The 18,100-nt window shown below is 68.6% G+C and carries 16 protein-coding genes; 2 read left to right on the top strand and 14 right to left on the bottom strand.

Features of this window, described 5'->3' with window-relative positions:
• Window positions 1-85: 85 nt before the first annotated feature.
• From AC1RVY_RS08765 to AC1RVY_RS08725, 9 genes are all read right to left on the bottom strand, one after another.
• On the bottom strand, window positions 86-793 hold the full coding sequence (locus tag AC1RVY_RS08765) for an HAD family hydrolase (protein ID WP_492246066.1): 708 nt from the start codon (window positions 791-793) through the stop codon (window positions 86-88).
• A 102-nt stretch (window positions 794-895) separates the two neighbouring features.
• Window positions 896-1,954, bottom strand: a complete 1,059-nt coding sequence (locus AC1RVY_RS08760) for a LacI family DNA-binding transcriptional regulator (RefSeq protein ID WP_492806253.1) — start codon at window positions 1,952-1,954, stop codon at window positions 896-898.
• Window positions 1,951-2,967, bottom strand: coding sequence for a 2-hydroxyacid dehydrogenase (locus AC1RVY_RS08755; protein ID WP_492806546.1), 1,017 nt, complete (start codon window positions 2,965-2,967; stop codon window positions 1,951-1,953). Before AC1RVY_RS08755 ends, AC1RVY_RS08760 begins: the two co-directional genes overlap by 4 nt.
• A 2-nt stretch (window positions 2,968-2,969) precedes the next feature.
• Window positions 2,970-3,941 (bottom strand): sugar kinase, encoded by a 972-nt coding sequence (locus AC1RVY_RS08750; protein ID WP_492806251.1) that lies wholly within the window; start codon window positions 3,939-3,941, stop codon window positions 2,970-2,972.
• Window positions 3,938-4,684, bottom strand: a complete 747-nt coding sequence (locus AC1RVY_RS08745) for a sugar phosphate isomerase/epimerase family protein (protein ID WP_492806249.1) — start codon at window positions 4,682-4,684, stop codon at window positions 3,938-3,940. Before AC1RVY_RS08745 ends, AC1RVY_RS08750 begins: the two co-directional genes overlap by 4 nt.
• Before the next feature lie 56 nt (window positions 4,685-4,740).
• The gene (locus AC1RVY_RS08740; protein ID WP_492254967.1) at window positions 4,741-5,529 is read right to left on the bottom strand and encodes an amino acid ABC transporter ATP-binding protein; all 789 of its coding nucleotides are present in this window, start codon (window positions 5,527-5,529) and stop codon (window positions 4,741-4,743) included.
• 48 nt (window positions 5,530-5,577) lie between these two features.
• Window positions 5,578-6,384 (bottom strand): transporter substrate-binding domain-containing protein, encoded by an 807-nt coding sequence (locus tag AC1RVY_RS08735; RefSeq protein WP_492806247.1) that lies wholly within the window; start codon window positions 6,382-6,384, stop codon window positions 5,578-5,580.
• A gap of 85 nt (window positions 6,385-6,469) precedes the next feature.
• Window positions 6,470-7,123: an amino acid ABC transporter permease gene (locus AC1RVY_RS08730; RefSeq protein WP_218340762.1), complete on the bottom strand. Its 654-nt coding sequence runs from the start codon at window positions 7,121-7,123 to the stop codon at window positions 6,470-6,472.
• Between the two features lie 13 nt (window positions 7,124-7,136).
• Window positions 7,137-7,808 carry an amino acid ABC transporter permease gene (locus AC1RVY_RS08725; RefSeq protein ID WP_218340761.1) on the bottom strand — a complete coding sequence of 224 codons (672 nt, stop codon included), beginning with the start codon at window positions 7,806-7,808 and terminating at the stop codon, window positions 7,137-7,139.
• 150 nt (window positions 7,809-7,958) lie between these two features.
• On the opposite strand from AC1RVY_RS08725, the gene hemH reads away from it, so the two are divergent.
• Together hemH and AC1RVY_RS08715 are read left to right on the top strand one after the other, a co-directional pair.
• Window positions 7,959-9,071 carry a ferrochelatase gene (gene hemH / locus AC1RVY_RS08720; protein WP_492806245.1) on the top strand — a complete coding sequence of 371 codons (1,113 nt, stop codon included), beginning with the start codon at window positions 7,959-7,961 and terminating at the stop codon, window positions 9,069-9,071.
• Window positions 9,072-9,197: 126 nt separating this feature from the next.
• The gene (locus tag AC1RVY_RS08715) at window positions 9,198-11,696 is read left to right on the top strand and encodes a Lon protease family protein (RefSeq protein WP_492806244.1); all 2,499 of its coding nucleotides are present in this window, start codon (window positions 9,198-9,200) and stop codon (window positions 11,694-11,696) included.
• 357 nt (window positions 11,697-12,053) lie between these two features.
• Here AC1RVY_RS08715 and AC1RVY_RS08710 read toward each other — a convergent pair whose 3' ends face one another.
• The 5 genes from AC1RVY_RS08710 to AC1RVY_RS08690 form a co-directional block, all read right to left on the bottom strand.
• Window positions 12,054-12,521, bottom strand: a complete 468-nt coding sequence (locus AC1RVY_RS08710) for a DM13 domain-containing protein (RefSeq protein WP_218340758.1) — start codon at window positions 12,519-12,521, stop codon at window positions 12,054-12,056.
• An 82-nt stretch (window positions 12,522-12,603) separates the two neighbouring features.
• Complete coding sequence (locus tag AC1RVY_RS08705) at window positions 12,604-13,470, bottom strand: alpha/beta fold hydrolase (protein WP_218340757.1); 867 nt, start codon at window positions 13,468-13,470, stop codon at window positions 12,604-12,606.
• Window positions 13,471-13,516: 46 nt separating this feature from the next.
• Window positions 13,517-14,683 carry an ABC transporter substrate-binding protein gene (locus AC1RVY_RS08700; RefSeq protein ID WP_218340756.1) on the bottom strand — a complete coding sequence of 389 codons (1,167 nt, stop codon included), beginning with the start codon at window positions 14,681-14,683 and terminating at the stop codon, window positions 13,517-13,519.
• Window positions 14,684-14,783: 100 nt separating this feature from the next.
• Window positions 14,784-16,913 carry a D-(-)-3-hydroxybutyrate oligomer hydrolase gene (locus AC1RVY_RS08695; RefSeq protein ID WP_370627836.1) on the bottom strand — a complete coding sequence of 710 codons (2,130 nt, stop codon included), beginning with the start codon at window positions 16,911-16,913 and terminating at the stop codon, window positions 14,784-14,786.
• Between the two features lie 100 nt (window positions 16,914-17,013).
• Complete coding sequence (locus tag AC1RVY_RS08690; RefSeq protein WP_492806243.1) at window positions 17,014-18,087, bottom strand: branched-chain amino acid ABC transporter permease; 1,074 nt, start codon at window positions 18,085-18,087, stop codon at window positions 17,014-17,016.
• Window positions 18,088-18,100: the final 13 nt, after the last annotated feature.

Raw genomic sequence — 18,100 nt, 5'->3', positions numbered from 1 at the left:
CGGGATCAAGCCGGCACACACCGCGGCGCCCCGGGCCCTTGACCTGGGACAAGAAATTGCCCCCGGATAGCGCGGAGCGCGCGGGCTACGCCGTCAGCAGCCGGCACAGCTCCGTGAGATTGCTCACGGTGGCATGCGGCGGGGTGTCGTAGGGCCAGGCGGCCTCGGCGGGATTCAGCCACACCGCCTGCATGCCGGCCTCCATGGCGCCCCGGGCGTCCAGCGTGGCATCGTCGCCCACATGCAGCACCGCGTGCGGCGGCACCTGCAGCGCCTGGGCGGCTGCCTGGAAGATGCGGGCATCGGGCTTGGCCACGCCCAGCACCGATGCGCTCAGGCTGTCCTTGAAGTAGTGGCCGATGCCCACCTTGTGGATGTCGGCGTTGCCGTTGGACACCGCCACCACCGGGTAGCGCGACGACAGGAAGGCCAGCGCATCGTGCGCATCGTCGAACAGCGTCACGCGCTGGCGTTCGGCAAAAAACAGGTCGAACGCGGGCTCGGCCAGCGCGCCGTCATCGCCCGCCTGGGTCAGCGCCAGGCGGATGGATTCGCGGCGCAGCGCGCTCAGGTCGTGCTGCAGGTCCGGCCGCAGGTTCACCATCTGGTTGCGGATGGCGCGCAGCGCCTCGGTGCTCTGGAACAGGCGCGCGGTGGCGGGCGCATGCTCGGCCATCCACTGCAGCAGTACGGCTTCGGCGCGCTCGATGGTGGGCCAGATGGGCCACAGCGTGTCGTCCAGGTCGATGGTGACGGCGCGGATGCGGGGGATGTCCAGGGAGGGGGTCGGCAAGGGGGCGCACCTGCAAAAAACAGCGTGGAGGCGGAAGGCCCGGTGGATGCCGGGCGGCGGCCGCACAGCATACCGCAGCGCCTGTGCGCACGCCCTTCGGGGTCAGGTGCCCAGCGACGACCCGCGCACGATGAGCGTGCCGGGCAACAGGTTTTCGCGCACCGGGCCCTGCAGGCCGCCGATGCGCTCCAGCAGGCACCGGGCCGCGCGCTGGCCTATGGCATCGGTGGGCTGCGCCACGGTGCTCAGGCCCGGCCGGATCAACGGTGCCCATTCCGGGTCGTCGAAGCCCACGAAGCCCAGCTCCAGCCCGAAGGTCCAGCCCAGGCGCGAGACCGAGGCCGCCACGCGCAGCGTGACCACGGAATTGCCTGCGACCACCGCGCAGCGCGCGCCCCGCCCCGCACGCTGGCGAAAGGCCGCCAGCGCCTGGGCCAGCGCGTCCTCGCCCGCCTGCTGCGCATCGATCTCCAGCACATCGCCGCGCACATTCCTGCCCTGGGCCGCCACGCAGGCGCGAAAGGCCGCCGTGCGCTCCAGGCGCGAACTCACACCCTGCAGCGGCTGCGTGACATAGAGCAGGTCCTGCCAGCCTTGCTGCACCAGGTGCGCGCAGGTGTCGCGCATGGCGGCTTCGTTGTCGAGCGCCACGAAATCCGCCGCCAGGCCCGCATGGCGGCGGTCCACCAGCACCGCGGGCTTGCCGTGCAGGGTGGTCACGTCGGCCAGCCCCTCGCCCTGCCCCAGCGTGTTGAGGATGAATCCGTCCACCTGGTAGCTCGCCAGCGCATCGATGGCGGCGCGCTCGCGCTCGCGGTCGTTGCCCAGGTTGAACAGCATCACCAGGTAGCCCGCCTCCTGGCACGCCTTCTCGGCGCCGCGCAGCACGGCCACCGAATACGGGTTGGTGATGTCGGCCACCACCAGCCCGATGAGGCGCGAGCGGCCGTGGCTGAGCGCCTGGGCCATGGGGCTGGGCACGTAAGCCAGCTTGGCGATGGCGGCCTCGACGCGCGCGGCGATGTCGGGGCTGAGCAGGCGCTCGCGGTGGTTGAAGTAGCGCGACACCGTGGCCTTGGACACGCCGGCCTCGGCCGCGACATCGGCGATGGTGGGGCGGGCGCGGGGCGTGGTCGATGGTGCGGGTGTCGGTGAGGTCATGCTTGCGCGGCGTTATACACGGCGGCGGGCCGCTCACCGGCCAGCGCCTGCAGCAAGCTGGTGGTGGCCAGCACGGCCATGGCGTGGCGCGTGCCGTGCGTGGCCGAGCCGATGTGGGGCAGCGGCGTCACGCGCGGGTGGGTGCGCAGGGGCGAGTCGAGCGGCAGCGGCTCGGTGGCGAACACATCCAGGCCCGCTGCGCGCAGCGTGCCGTGGTCGAGCGCGTGCAGCAGGTCCTGCTCCACCACCGTGGCGCCGCGCCCGCCGTTGATGAAGATGGCGCCGGGCTTCATGGCGGCAAAGACGTCGGCGTTGACCAGGCCCCGCGTGCTGCCCGACAGGGGCAGCATGGCCACCACAAAGTCTGACCGCGCCAGCAGCTCGGCCAGCGGCAGGTGCGCAGCCTTGCCCACCAGTTCAGGCGCCGTGGCGGCCAGGTCCACCGGCCGGCGCGCGTGGTAGAGCACCGGCATGCCAAAGCCCAGCGCCGCACGGCGCGCGATGGCCTGGCCGATGCGGCCAAAGCCCAGCAGGCCCAGCGTCTTACCATGCACGTCGCTGCCGAACAGGTCTTCGCCGATGTTCCTGGTCCAGCGGCCCTCGCGCACCAGCTGCGCCAGCTCCACCACGCGGCGGCTGGTGGCCATGAGCAGGGCGAACACGGTGTCGGCCACGGTTTCGTCCAGCACGCCGGGCGTGTGGCACAGCACGATGCCCCGGGCCTGCAGTGCGTCGAGCGCGTAGTTGTCCACACCCACCGACACGCTGGAGACCACCTCCAGCCGGGGCGCCCGCGCCAGCAGCGCGGCATCGACGGGGTAGCTCGACCCGATCAGCCCCTGCGCCTGGCCCAGCGCTGCGTCGAACAGTGCACGCTCTTCGGGCTTGCGCGGGTTGGCCACCGTCACGTCGTGCAGGGCCTGCAGGCGCGCCAGCTGGTCGGGCGGCAGCTCGCGGAACACCACTACCTTCTTGCACACGGCGTTGCGGCCATCCGCCATCGATTCCGGCATGCTCACAGCCCGGCCTCCTGCAACTGAGCCCGCGTGGGCAGCCCTTCGGTGTCGCCCAGCACCTGCACCGCACGCGCGCCGATCCAGGCGCCGCGGCGCACGGCAGCGGGCACGGGTAAGCCTTCGAGCAGTGCGCTGATGACGCCCACCGCAAAACCATCGCCCGCACCCACCGTGTCCACCACCTGGGCCACGGGCACGCCGGGCACGCGGCCGGTGCCGGCCACGTCGCTGTCGTAGTAGGCGCCCTCGGGCCCGAGCTTCACGACCACCAGCCTGGCGCCCCGCTCGCGGTAGAAGCGCGCCACGCCTTCGGGCGTGGTTTCGCCGGTCAGGAACACGCCCTCTTCCAGGCCTGGCAGCACCCAGTCGGCATAGCCGGCCAGGGTGTTGATCCAGTGGCGCATGGCCTCGGGCGATGCCCAGAGCGTGGGGCGCAGGTTGGGGTCGAACGAGATGGTGCGGCCCGCGGCGCGCGCGACCTCGAGCGTGCGGATGGCTGCCTGCAGGCTGGTGTCCGAGATGGCCGCGAACACGCCCGTGGCGTGCAGGTGGCGCGCGGACCGCAGCCAGGGTTCGTCCACATCGGCCGGGCCCATCTGGCTGGCGGCCGAGCCCTTGCGGTGGTATTCGACCTGCGGGTCGCGCCCGTCGGTCACGCGCTCCTTGAACTGAAAGCCCGTGCGCTGGGTGGCATCGCACACCACGTGCGAGCAGTCGATGCCCTCGCCGCGCATGGCGGCCAGCAGCGCGCGGCCCATGGAGTCGGTGCCCAGGCGACTGGCCCAGCCCACCTTCAGCCCCAGGCGCGCGAGGCCAATGGCCACATTGGTCTCGGCCCCCGCGGTGCGCTTGTGAAAGCCCGTGGCGTTCTCCAGCGGGCCGGGCTCGTTGGCCACCAGCAGCAGCATGGCTTCGCCGAACAGGGCCACATCGAATGCGGTGCCGCCGGAACTGGAAATAGCGTCGCTCATGCAGCACCCCGCACCGCACGGATGAAGTCCACCTGCCCGCGCGTAACGGCCACCAGGTCGTCGCCCACCAGCGGGTACTCGATGGCATGCGGCACATCGGCGGGCAGCGCGCGCAGCACGGCGCGCCAGGGCGCCACCGACTCCGCCAGCGGCACCGCGATCCACTTGGCCGGCAAGCGCTGCACGCCCTTGCAGTGCACGTAGCGCACATGGGGCGCGAGGGCCTGTGCGGCCTGCAGCGGGCATTCGCCCTGCCAGTGCCAGTTGCCCATGTCGAAGGTCATGCCCAGGTCGAGCCCGGCCTGCGCCTGCGCGGCAAAGAATGCCTGCAAGGCGGCTAGCGTGCCGGCGGTGGCGGTCTGGTCGTTTTCGATCACCAGTTCCACCTGCGGGGTGGCGGCCAGCAGCGCCTTGAGGCGCTGCAGCGACGCCTCGGACCGCACGCCAAAGCCGCCGATGGACATCTTCAGGCGCGGCGCGTGCAGCACCTGCGATGCATGAATGCCGCGCTGCAGGGCGGCTTCGTCCAACTGGCCCTGCACGGTCCACAGGCCCTCGGGACTGGAATACACAGCGGCCAGGCCCGCCAGCGCGGGCAGCTCGGTGGCCGCGTCGCGCAGCAGCTCGCCGCGCACTTCCACGCCGTCGGCGCCCGCCTGGCGGGCCAGGTCGGTGCACCACAGCTGGCCGTGGCGTCCCGTTTCGGCCGCGCCGAAGGAGGACAGGGAGATCAATACCTTCATGGATGTTCTTTCAAGCCCGTCAGCCGGGCCTTCGTCAACGTGCGGCCACCACGGCCTCAGTGCGCGTGGTGGGAGCTCAGGATCTGGCCGAGGAACTGGCGCGTCTTCTCATGCTCCGGCTGGCCGAAGAACTGCGCGGGCGGCGCCTGCTCCAGGATCTTGCCGTCGGCCATGAAGATCACGCGGTCGGCCACGCTGCGCGCAAAGCCCATCTCGTGCGTCACGCACAGCATGGTCATGCCGTCCTCGGCCAGGCCGATCATGGTGTCCAGCACTTCCTTGACCATCTCCGGGTCCAGCGCCGACGTGGGTTCGTCGAACAGCATCACCTTGGGGGCCATGCACAGCGCGCGGGCAATGGCCACGCGCTGCTGCTGCCCGCCCGACAGCTGGCTGGGGTGCTTGTGCGCCTGCTCGGGAATGCGCACCCGCGTGAGGTACTTCATGGCGACCTCTTCGGCCTCGGCCTTGCTCATGCCGCGCGATCGCATGGGCGCCAGCGTGCAGTTCTCGAGGATGGTGAGGTGCGGAAACAGGTTGAACTGCTGGAACACCATGCCCACCTCGGCACGCACGGCGTCCACGTTCTTGCCGCCAGCGGTCAGCTCAATGCCGTCAACCACGATGCGGCCCTTTTGCACCGTCTCCAGCCGGTTGATGCAGCGGATCAGCGTGGACTTGCCCGAGCCCGACGGCCCGCAGATCACGATGCGCTCGCCGGCCCGCACCGACAGGTCGATGTCGGTCAGCACCTGAAAGCTGTCGTACCACTTGTTGACCCCCTCCATCGTGATGATGGGGGGTGCACCGGCGGTGGTCTTCGTCGTCGTGACTGCGTCCGTCATTGTCAAAGGCTCCTTGGGTGGCTGGGGCTCACGCTCATCCGATATGGGTTATTGCAGCTTGGGCAGGTCCGCGCCCAGCCACTTCTGGTACAGCTTGTTCAACTCGCCGTTGGCCGTGTTGCGCGCCACGAAGTCGTTCACCGCCTTGGTCAACTCGTCCTGGCCGGGGCGCAGGGCGATGCCCATGGCCTGCTGCAGCAGGTTGAATTTGTTCTCGAAGGTGTTGGCGGGCACGCGCTTGGCGATCTGCGCGCCCACGGTGACCGAGCAGCCGATGGCATCGACCTGGCCGGAGATCAGTGCCTGCATGGCCGATGCGTCGTCGTCGAAGCGGCGGATTTCGGTGCCCTCGGGCGCGGCCTTGGTCACGGCCACATCCTGCGTGCTGGCACGGGCCACGCCCACGCGAACGCCCTTCAGGTCCGCCGCGCTCTTGATGGCGCTGCCCGTCTTGCCGTACAGCACGATGGTGGCGGCCGCATAGGGTTGCGAGAACTGCACCTGCTTGGCGCGCTCGGGCGTGATGGCGAGCGACGCCACCAGCACGTCGACCTTGTTGGTCAGCAGGAAGGGAATGCGGTTGGGGCCGGTGACGGGCACGATGTTGGCTTTGACGCCCAGCTCCTTGGCCAGCAGCTTGGCCACGTCGGCGTCGTAGCCGTCGGGCTGGTTCTGCGCGTTGGTCGTGCCGTAAGGCGGGAAGTCCACCAGCATGCCGATGGTGAGCTCGCCCTTCTTCTTGATGTCGGCCACGGACTGTGCCGAGGCCAGCGGCGCAAAAGCCGTGAGCGCGGCGCCCAGGCCCAGTGCGGCCAAGGCGGTGGTGACGGTGCGGCGGTGCAGGGAAAAGGTCATGGCATGTCTCCAGGTAGTGGTTATGAACGAGAGATAAAAAAGCAATGAATGAACGAAGGCGCTGTTGGTGTTGGCAGCGATGCCGTCAGCGCGCGAGCGCCCGGGCCCGCTTGCGCTCCATGCGCGCGGCCAGCAGCGACAGCGGCCAGCAGATCACGAAGTACAGCGCCGCCACGGTGGTGAACACATGCAGCGGCTGGAAGGTGGCGTTGTTGATGATCTGCCCGGCCCGCGTGATCTCGGTGAAACCGATGATGGCGGCCAGCGATGTGCCCTTGATGATCTGCACCGTGTAGCCCACGGTGGGCGGCAGCGCGATCTTGAAAGCCTGCGGCAGCACCACGAAGCGCATGCGGTTGATGTAGCTCAGGTTCAGGGCCTGCGCGGCCTCCCACTGGCCGCGCGGCACCGCCTCGATGCAGCCGCGCCATATCTCGGCCAGAAACGCCGCGCTGTTGAGCACCAGCGCCACGCCCGCCGCCACCCAGGGGTTGATGTCCAGCCCCAGCACCGGCGCGCCGAAGAAGATCAAAAACAGCTGCAGCAGCAGCGGCGTGCCCTGAAACACCTGGATGAACACGCGCGACGCATTGCGCGCCACGGCGCTCTCGGACGTGCGCGACAGCGCCACCACCAGGCCCAGCAGGGCGCCGCCGACGAAGGCAATGGCCGACAGCGCCAGTGTCCACTGCGCGGCCTGCAGGATGAAAAGGAATTCGGAGATTCCGAAGGTACGCATGGTCCGGGTCTCCTTATCGGCGGTCGGGGTAGTTGAGCGCGCGCTGGTAGATCAGCTTGAACAGCGCAGAGAACGACAGCGCCAGCACCAGGTAGATCAGCGCCACCACGATGTAGATCTCGAAACTGCGGAAGGTCTGCGACTGCAGGTTCGCCGCCACCGAGGTCAGGTCGTCCGCCGAGATCACCGACACCACGGCCGAGCTGAGCATCAGCAGGATGAACTGGCTGGTGAGCGCGGGGTAGATGGCCTTGAGCGCGGGTTTGAGGATGACGAAGCGAAAGATCTCCCAGGGCTTCAGGTTGAGCGCCTTGCCCGCCTCGATCTGCCCCTTGGGGATGGACTCGATGCCCGCCCGCACGATCTCTGCCGCGTAGGCCCCCAGGTTGACCACCATCGCCGTCAGCGCCGCGGTGTAGGGCGACCAGCGCAGGCCGATGGACGGCAGCGCGAAGAAGAAGAAAAACAGCTGCACGATGAACGGCGTGTTGCGGATGACCTCGATGTACGCGTTGATCAAGAACCGCAGCCACGCCGGCCCGCTCGTCTTGCCCCAGGCGCAGAACACGGCCACCACCAGCCCCAGCACCGTGGCCGTGAGCGACAGCTGCACGGTGATCCACGTGCCTTTGAGCAGCAGCGGCCATGCGGCGAAAACGGCGTCGAACTGGAACTGGTAATTCACGGCGTGGGTGGTTCGGAGTGGATGCGCAGAGTTTATGAAACCGGTTTCACAACCACATCGGGGATTACCCGAGCGCCCCCAAAAACAGGCGCCGGGCCCACATCCAACCCCCAGCCCCCACCAGGCACCACGCGTGGGCGAAAATGCCGCATGCCCTCCTTCCGCCCCGAACCCCCTTACACCCACGGCCAGGCCGAGCGAACCGCAGTGCTGCTGTGCAACCTGGGCACGCCCGACGCCGCCACCGCGCCCGCCGTGCGGCGCTACCTGGCGCAGTTTCTGGGCGACCACCGCGTGGTGGAGATCCCGAAGCTGGCGTGGTGGCCCATCCTGCACGGCATCATCCTGCGCACCCGCCCCGCCAAGTCGGCCGCCAAGTACGCCAGCATCTGGACGGCCGAGGGCTCGCCCCTGGCGGTGTGGACGGCCAAACAGGCCACGCTGCTGCGCGGCTGGCTGGGCGAGGCCGGGCACGCCGTGCTGGTGCGCCATGCCATGCGCTACGGCAACCCGTCCATCGCCAGCCAACTCGATGCGCTCAAAGCCGAGGGCGCCACGCGCATCCTGATCCTGCCGCTGTACCCGCAGTACTCGGCCACCACCACCGCCAGCCTGTTCGACGCGGTGTACGCCTGGGCCGCACGCACGCGCAACGTGCCCGAGCTGCGGTTTGTGAACCGTTATCACGATACCCCCGGCTACATCGACGCATTGGCCCGCACCATCGAAACCCACTGGAAACACCACGGCCAGCCCGACCAGCTGGTGATGAGCTTTCATGGCGTGCCCGAGCGCACCCTGCACCTGGGCGACCCCTACCACTGCGAATCGCGCAAAACCGGCCGCCTGCTGGCCGAGCGCCTGGGCCTGCGCGAGGACCGCTACCGCATCACCTTCCAGTCGCGCTTTGGCAAGGCCAAGTGGCTCGAGCCCTACACCCAGCCCACCATCGAGGCGCTGGGCAAGGCCGGCACGCGGCGGGTTGACGTGGTGTGCCCCGGCTTCACCAGCGACTGCCTGGAGACGCTGGAAGAAATCAACATGGAAGTGCGCGAGGCCTTCCTGCACGCGGGTGGCAAGGAGTTTCACTACATCCCCTGCCTGAACGACAACAACCACTGGATCACCGCGCTGAGCCGCGTGGCGCAGCAGCACCTGGCGGGCTGGCCCACCGAGGCGCCCACCGCTGCGGCGCTGGCCGATGCGCGCAGCCATGCGCAGGCGGGTGGCGCACCCAAGGGTGCATGCCCGGTAGCACACTGACTGCCCGTTACTACCATTTTTATAGCTACTAGCGCTTATAGACAAAGCGCTAGCGGCCAATTTGACTCATATTTTGGATGGCAGACACACTGTGGTGACCCTGACCCTCCCCCAACACCTTTACTGATGCCCGCTTCCGCCCTCGCCCCCCACCAGCTGCGCCTGACGATCGACCCCGCCACGCTGGGCTTTGCCAGCACGGCCGAACTGCAGGACCTGCCCCTGCCCTGGATCGGCCAGGAGCGCGCGCAGGCCGCCGCGCAGTTCGGCCTGGGGCTGCACCAGCCCGACTACCACCTGTTCGTGCTGGGCGAAGTGGGCAGTGGGCGCGCATCGCTGCTGCGCCAGGCCATGCAGACTGCTGCGGCAGAACGTGCCGTGCCGCCCGACCTGTGCTACCTACACAACTTCGACAAGCCCGACCACCCCCTCGCCCTGCGCCTGCCGGCGGGCCAGGGCCGGCAGTTGCGCCAAGGCATGGCCGACATGGCCAAGAACCTGCAGGCCGATATCCCCAAACACCTCGCAGCCGCTGCCTTCAAGGCCGACGCCGAACGCATCGAGAAAACCTGGCAAGCGCAAGAGAGCGAGGCCTTTGCCGTGCTGGACGCGTTTGCCGAGGCGCGCCAGTTCCGCATTTCGCGCGAGGGCGGGCAGATGGTGTTCACCCTCACCGGCCCCAAAGGCCAGCCGCAGACAGAAGCCGAAGCCCGCGCCCTGCCCCGCGAGCGCCGCGCAGAGATTGACGCCGCCGAGCACGCCTTGCGCACCGAGATCGCCCGCTTTCTCGAAGCCACCCGCCCGCTGGAGCGCGCCCGCGACGACGCTCTGATTGCCCTGCGCCGCCACTCCATCAAGCCCCTGGTGGAACACGCGCTGCACGACATCCGCCAGGGCCTGCGCAAGCAAATCAAGGACGCCGTCAAGCTCACCCACTGGCTCGACCAGGTAGAGCATGCGGTGCTGGACGACATCGACCTGTTCGAGCCCGGCAGCGGCGGCGAGCAGGGCGGCGAGCAGAACAACATCGACGCCGAAGATGACCGCAAAGATGCACTCGACGACCTGCTGGCCCGCTGCCAGGTCAACCTGGTGGTAGACAACCACGGCCGCGCCGCTGCCCCGGTGGTGGTGGAAGACAACCCCACCCAGCGCACGCTGTTTGGCAGCATCGAGCATGGCTCGGACGCCGACACCGTGCAGGCCGACCACACCAGCATCCACGCGGGCAGCCTGCTCAAGGCGCACGGCGGCTTCATCCTGCTGCACCTGCACGACCTGGCCGCCGAAGAAGGCCTGTGGCAGCGCCTGCGCCGCTTTTTGCGCTGCGGCCGCCTGCAGATCGAGGAAGGTGGCGGCGGCCCGGGCCACGGCCCCGGCGGCGCCGTGGCACTACAGCCCGAGCCCGTGAACGTGGACGTGAAGATCGTGCTGATCGGATCGGTGGACGAGTACTACGCACTGCAAGACGCCGACCCCGACGCCGCGCGCCGCTTTCGCGTGAAGGTGGATTTTTCAGACCACTTTGCCGCCACCCCCGCCACCCACCACGCCACCGCCATCCTGGTGGCCCAAGTCTGCAAAAAGCGCGGCCTGCCCCACTTCGGCCCCGACGCCGTGGCCCTGGTGCTGGAGCAGACCCACCGCGAGGCCGACGACCAGCGCCGCCAGAGCGCACGCTTTGCCCACACCGAAGCGCTGGCCATTGAAAGCGCCGCCCTGTGCAAGGCGCGCGGCGGCACGCTGGTGCAGGCCACCGATGTGCAGGCCGCCCTGGCCGCCCGCACCCAGCGCCACAACCAGCCCGAAGAAGAGCTGCACGACTCCATCACCGAGGGCGAGCGCCTGATCACGCTGGCAGGCTCCATCACCGGCCAGATCAACGCCATGACGCAGATCGACCTGGGCGACTATCGGTTCGGCTTCCCCGTGCGCATCACCGCGCGCACCTTTGCCGGGCAAGAGGGCCTGCTCAACATCGAGCGCGAGGTCGATATGTCCGGCCCCATCCATGACAAGGGCGTGCTGATATTGCACAGCTACCTCACCGCCCTGTTCAGCCACGTGGCGCCGCTGGCGCTGAACGCATCCATCGTGTTCGAGCAGGAATACAGCGGCGTGGAAGGCGACTCCGCCTCGTGCGCCGAGCTGTACGCGCTTCTGTCCAGCCTGTCAGGCCTGCCGCTGCGCCAGGGCATTGCTGTGACCGGCGCATTGAACCAGCATGGCGAGGTGCTGCCCGTGGGCGGCATCAACGAAAAGATCGAAGGCTGGTTCCGCGCTTGCAGCACTGCAGGGCTCGACGGCACACAGGGCGTGCTGATCCCCGCCCGCAACCAGCGCCACCTGATGCTGGACCGCAGCGTGCTGGACGCGGTAGAGCGCGGGCTGTTCCATGTCTACACCATGGGGCATGTGAGCGAGGGGATTGCGCTGCTGACGGGGGAGGCATCGGGCATGAGCCCGGCGGAGTTGCTGCAGGCCCAGGCCGACGAGCTGGCCCACCGTGCTGCGGCCGTGGAAGACACGGTGATGCAGCGCGCGGAGCTGACCTTGCGCGCGTACCGACGCGCTTGTCAGATCGCGGGGGCTGCGCGGAGGGGGCGAGGGGTTCGGGGGCGGTAGTTAGGTCCGTACCCCATAGACGGATATTGCAAAAGAGCTCAGTGAGTGACCGTACACAAGGACTTGTGGTCTCGTTGAGACGGCGGCGGACGATGAGAGTCAATCTGGAGGAATCAGCTTGCTCGAAAGCATCGTGCTTAGGAACGGCGAGGAAGCTGGAGACATCACGCTGGACGCCATTGCCGAGGCGCTTCTCCTTTATCAAAACAGTCGCATCGTTGTTGGACACGGATTTGCGGGCCGCCCGTCCGGCAGATGCCGCAAATTTCTATCAACGGCCAGCGCGCAGGTGGCCTGGCCGGGCTGCAGGCAGCATTGGCGCAAATCGCTCCGCAGACTCCGACTTAACGGCCAGAACTACCGGTACTGCGCCGCGGTGATGAACTCGCTGAAGGTCTCACACCACACGATCACGGTGTTGAACTTCGTAAGGTCCACGCCCTGCGGCACCGGGACGATGAAGTTGTTGAACGTCTTCACATCCCCCACGCGCAGCATCTGGGGCTTGAGGCGCTTGAATTCGGCCTCGGTCTCGACAAACTCGGGCGACAGGTAGAGCTTGTAGTCCGGCCCCGGGGCCAGCTTGCCCAGCAGGCTGACGGCCTGCGGGCCGAGGGACACGGCGCCCTCGCCCCAGTGCAAGGCATCGCTGTCTTTCAGGTCACGGCGGAAGGTGGCCGTCCATGGGGCGGTGGGCAGGCTGGATTGGATCTCCTGCTGCGTGGGCGCATCCGGCGCTATCAAGATCGGCAGCACATACACACCCAGCGCAAACCCCAAAGCCAGGGCAAGCAGGTGCGAGGCGATGAGCAGCAGGGGTTTCATGGCGAGGGGTTGAGTGGTGTGGGCCCAATGTACCGCGCAGCGCCCTCGCCTTCAACGCTGCGCGACTCCCCGCTCCATCCGTTCAGGATGCGCGTGCCAGAAACCCGTCTACCAGCGCGTAATGCGCCGGCACATTGAGCGCGGGTGCATGGCCGCAGCCGGGCACCTCCACCACCTGCGCCAGCCCGCGCGCGCCGGGGCCCCGCGTGAGCATCTCGGCGGTGGTCTCGCGCAGCACCAGGTCGGATTCCGCACCGCGCAGGCACAGCACGGGGATCTCCAGCGCGTCGTAGTGGTCCCAGATCAGATAGTCGTTGGTGTGGTGCGTGAACTGCTGCACCATGGCCGGGTCGTAGTGCGGCGTCACGCGGCCGTCGGGCAGGCGCCGGGTCGAGGTCTCGGTCAGGCGGCGCCACTGCGCATCGCTGAGCCAGCCGTAGGGCTGGTACACCTGCCGGAAGAAGGCTTCCAACTCCATCACGGTATCAAACGAGGGCGGGTGGCCCGCATAGGCCTTGATGCGCTCGAGCGCGGCATCCGCCAGGCGGGGCGCGTTGTCGTTGAGCAGCAGGCTGGCGATGCGCTCCTTGAACTGCGGCTGGAACAGGCCCGATGCGCACACCGTGCCGATCGCTCCACCCATCGACGTGCCCACCCAGTGCGCCTTCTCGATGCCCAGCTGGTCGAACAGGCCGGCCGCGATGCGCGCGTAGAACGACAGGCGGTACTCGTCCTGCGGCGCCCGCGCCCACTGGCTCAGGCCCCGGCCGATGGTGTCGGGGCAGATCACGCGGTAGCGCGGGGCGAGGTGCGCGGCGAGTTCGTCCATGTCGCGCCCGGTGCGCGCCAGGCCATGCCATGCAACCACCACGGGGGCATCGCGCGCACCCCACTCCATGTAGTGGATTTCATAGCCGGCGCAGGTGGCGTAGCGCGAGATGGGGGACATGGTGGCAACCTTTGGGAACAACAGATGGAAAACAGGTGGCGGCCGGCTACTTCATGAGGCGGCCATTGCTGCCAATGACGGTGACCTCGACATAGCGCGAGCCGATGCGGTTGGTGGGCGAATAGCCCAGCGTGATGCCGCCCAGGTCATAGCTCTGCATCGACTCCAGCGCCTTGACGACCTTGGTGCGCGTGGGCAGGGGCCCGGCGCGGCGCAGGGCTTCGACCAGTACCTTGGCGCCCAGGAACTGCTCGAAGCTGGTGTAGTTGACCTCGGCATCGGGTGCGTATTTCTTGAGCAGCGACTGGTACTCGCGCACCACCGGCAGCTGAGGCCGGTAGGGGTACGGCACCACCTGGCTGATGCCCAGGCCGTGCGCGTTTTTCAGGCCCGCCAGCTTGACCAGTTCGGTCGGGTCCACCACGGAGATGTTGTACAGCTGCGCGCCGCCGCCCTGCTCGCGGTAGCGCTGGATGAACGCGGCCGCGGGCTTGTTGACGGCGATCATGATGACGGCATGCACGTCGGCCGCCTTGATGGCCTTCACGGCATCGTCCACCTTGTCGGTGTTGCGTTCATAGCCGGCCGCCACCACGAGCTTGAGGTTGCGCTTGGCCAGCGCCGCCTCCACGCCCGCCAGGCCCGCCTTGCCAAAACCGTCGTCCTGGTACATCACGGCCACGCGGTTCATGCCCAGCGTGGTGAGCTGCTGGACCATGTGTTCAGCCTCGTCCGCATACCCGGCGCGCACATGGAAGATCCACGGGTTGAAAGGGTTGCGCAGGGATTCGCCCCCCGTGTAGGGCGCCACCAGCGCGGCGCCGCCCTGCTCCAGCACGCCGTCGGCCAGCAGCTGGGTGATGTTGGCCGTGCCCGCGAAACCGTACAGCGCCACCACCTCGGGCCTGGCCAGCATCTCGCGGGTCAGCTTCACGGTGTCGTCCACCTTGTAGGCATCGTCCACCACCGCCTGGCGGATGGAGGCGCCATGCACGCCGCCCTGGGCGTTGACCCAGTCGAAGTAGATCTTGCCGCCCAGCACCATCTGCGCGCCGGTGCTGGCCAGCACGCCCGACAAGGGCGCCACCTGCCCCACCACGATCTCGGCGGCACGCGCGGGCGCGGTGCCGCCAGCGGCGCCAAGGGCCAGCACAACGGGCACCGCCAGCGCCGACGCCATGCGGCGGCCCCAGGTCTTCATCACAGCGTTCATACATCCATCCTTTGCGCCAGAAACACATGGCCCCGGCGCCACGCCCACCGCGGGCGCGGCACACGGGGTGATTCCCTCTTTCGCCAGCCGGGGGCCCGCGTCAGTCGGGGATGGAGATGGCGCCTGCCGCAATGGCAATGGCATTGGCCGCAGCGGGCACGGTGGCCAGTGGCGGCACGTTGGCGGCGGTGATGGCCGGCGCGCTGCCGGGTGTGCCGCCCCGGGGCACGGTGCGCACCACCTGGCTGGCGGGCAAGGCCTTGCCATTGGCCAGGTGCTCGTACACGGCATCGAGCGCGTGGTTCAGGTACACGTGCAGCGGTACGTAGCGCGTGTCGTAGCCCGGCAGCACCGTGGGCAGGCCGATGAAACTGTCGAAATGCTGGGCGTTGGCCACTTCCACATAGCTGAGCCGGCTGGCTGCGCCCTCGATCTTCTTGTTCAACGCGGCATAGGGGCGCGAGGTGTGGCTCACGGGCAGCAGCGCATCGGCCCGGCCGTGCACGATGACGGCGGGCTTGCCCCGCAGGTTGCCGTTGCGGCGGGTTTCATCCACGCCGGCCTGCAGCTTCCTGGCCGCTGCGTCGGTGCCGGTGACCAGGTTGCGCAGGCACAGCGCGCCCGCCGTGTTCCAGTCGGCCACGCCCGCGTCCGAGAACGACAGGAAGTCGCGCGCCGGGCCCAGCTTGCCCAGGTTGTTCACGAGGTTGATGCCACCGGAAGGCGGCACGCCGTTGCCGGTGGCGAACATGCCCGGCAACGCTGCGGCCGCCAGGGGCACCACCGCGCCCGTGGTCGCCGTGGCCGCGTAGCTGAAGCCGCACAGGTGGTCCTTCACGCTGCTGCGCGACAGGCTGTTGGCAAAGGTCACCGCCACGGCCGGGGCCACTTCGAACGCGGCCAGCGAGGCATGCAGGTCGTTCGACTCGGGCTCCCAGCCATAGGCGCGCAGCTTTTGCAGCGCCTCTTCGGCCTGCGCTGCGGTGGTGGAGGCCGACAGCAGCCCCGCCGTCTTGAGCGCCGCGCAGCGGTTGGGCGCGATGGGCAGCGCCGCGCTGGCAAACCCGGCCGCGAACGCCGCGGCGAAGGGGCTGGCGCTGACCGACGGCGCCAGCGATGCACAGGCCTGGTACAGGTTGGCGTAGGTGGTGAAGTCCACCAGCGTCTTGCCCGTGACCGCCACCTCGGTGCTGCCACGGCGCACCGTGACGCCAGGGTTGGCGGGCAGCTCCAGCGCGGGCTCGGACACGGCCACGCCGCTGATCAGGCCCTGCGTGTCCTGCTCGGCGGCGGCGATCGCCGCGCCGCCACCGTTGGAAATGCTGGACGCAATCACGATGGTGTTGCGGGGCGTGAGCGTCTTCAGGCGCTGGCCGGCCGCGTTGGTCTCGCCGTGGCGCTGGTTGAGGACGTAGTAGCCGAACTCCACCGCCTGCAGCGTGGTGGTGCCCCAGTCCTTCTCGGCGTTCTGGCCTGAATGGGCATGCTTGAAGGCGAAGCGGTCGGGGGTGGCCTTGTTGAAGGCCGCGAGCTCCGATGCCGTGAGCCCGGCATTGAAGGCCGCATCCTTGCCCGCCGCGGTGGCGGTGGTCCGGGTGCCGTCGATGAGCGGCACGGTGTCGTTCTGCAGGTCGTGCGGCGCACCGCCCGTGCCCTTGTCCGAATACGCCACGGCGCAGCCGCGCTTGAGGCCCCACTCGCCCGTGGAGATGCCGCCATACACGCCGCGCGAACCCGATGTGGTCGCGGTGATCATGCAGGGCTTCCTGGGATCGAAGCTCGCAGGCACCTGCACCATCAGGGTGACGTTCTTGCGGCCCGTGCCGTCGTCGGCGAACGCGATGTACTCGGTGCCCGCCACCTTGCCCTCGCCCGCCGTGACCTTGCCTTGCGCGTCCACGTTGGGGCCGTACAGCAGGCCGTAGCCACCCGCGGCCGTCATGTCGAGCATGGCGCGGTAGTTGGTGTGGATGGCCGTGCGGCGCAACTCGGCGGCGGTGGGCTTGAGCGGGTCGGCATAGGCGGGCGGCAGCGCCGCCGCCATGCCGGTGGCACCGAGGCCCGCGGTCAACAGGTCGTTGCTGCTGCCGTCATAGGCAGTCTCGGCAATGGCGCCCAGGTATGCGGGCTTTGCATTGAGGGGGACGTGCTCGCCATCCCCACCGCCACAGGCGGCGAGAACGGCGGCTGCCACCGCGGCGGGAACGAACGGACGAAACCCTGTCTTCATGCTCATCATGTGCTTGTCTCCTGGTATTTTTCTTCGCGTTGCTTCTTGCACAGCTGACCCATGCCCCTTCCGCACCAGCCCGCGTGCGGGAAGGGGCCGCCTACCCCGCCTTGCGCGCAGCTGCCGCGCGCAGGCGCCCCACCACACCGGTAGGGAAGTAATACACCGACAGAACGAACAGCACGCCCAGCCACAGCAGCCAGCGGTCCGGCGAGAGCAGCGCAGACAGCCAGGGCAGACCCGAGGTGGCCTCGTGCCCCAGGCGCAGCAGGTCCTGCAGGTAGCTTTGCGCCACCAGGAAGAGCACGGCGCCGATGGCCGATCCGTAGATGGTGCCCATGCCGCCGATCACCACGATGAGCAGGCAGTCCATCATGATTTCGAAGCTGAGCGAGGTGTCGGGCCCGTTGTAGCGCAGCCAGAGCGCGAGCATCGCGCCCGCCATGGTGGCGAACAGCGCCGACAGCACGCTCGACGTGGTGCGGTACACCACCACGCGGTAGCCGATGGCCTCGGCGCGGAACTCGTTCTCGCGGATGGCCTGCAGCACGCGGCCGAACGGTGAATTGACGATGCGCAGCAGCGCCAGCACCAGCGCCACGGCCGCGACGAACAGCAGGTAGTAGCAGATCAGGCGGCCGTCGATGCCCACGCCCAGGAAGGGCTCTTCAAAGGGCTCGAAACTGGGCGACAGGATCTCGGGCACCTTGAAGGTCAGGCCGTCCTCGCCGCCCGTGATGTCGGACAGCTGCGAGGCCAGCGTCTGGAACGCCGCGGCCACGGCCAGCGTGATCATCGCGAAGAAGATGGCGCGCACCCGCAGCGAGAACAGCCCCACCGCCAGCGACAGCAGCAGCGACAGCAGCAGCGCGCCGCCAATGCCCACGCCCAGCGCCGTCCAGGTCGGCCCCAGGCGGGTGGTGGCCACCGCGATGCCGTAGGCCCCGATGCCGAAGAACATGGTGTGCGCGAAGCTCACGATGCCGGTGTAGCCCAGCAGCAGATCGAAGCTGGCCACCAGCACCACGAAGATCAGCACCTTGGCTGCCACCGACAGCGCCTTGACGCCCGGGAACAGGAAGGGTGCAAACGCCAGCCCGATGAGGATGGCCACCAGGATCACCGCGAGCACCTTGCTGCGCGGGTAGTCGTTGGAAAGAAGTCGGTTCAGCATGTCTTGGGACTCC

The sequence above is a fragment of the Acidovorax sp. GW821-FHT11A03 genome, assembly GCF_058809075.1.
The sequence above is the reverse complement of the archived record's forward strand: the minus strand, read 5'-3'. Positions and strand labels throughout refer to the sequence as shown.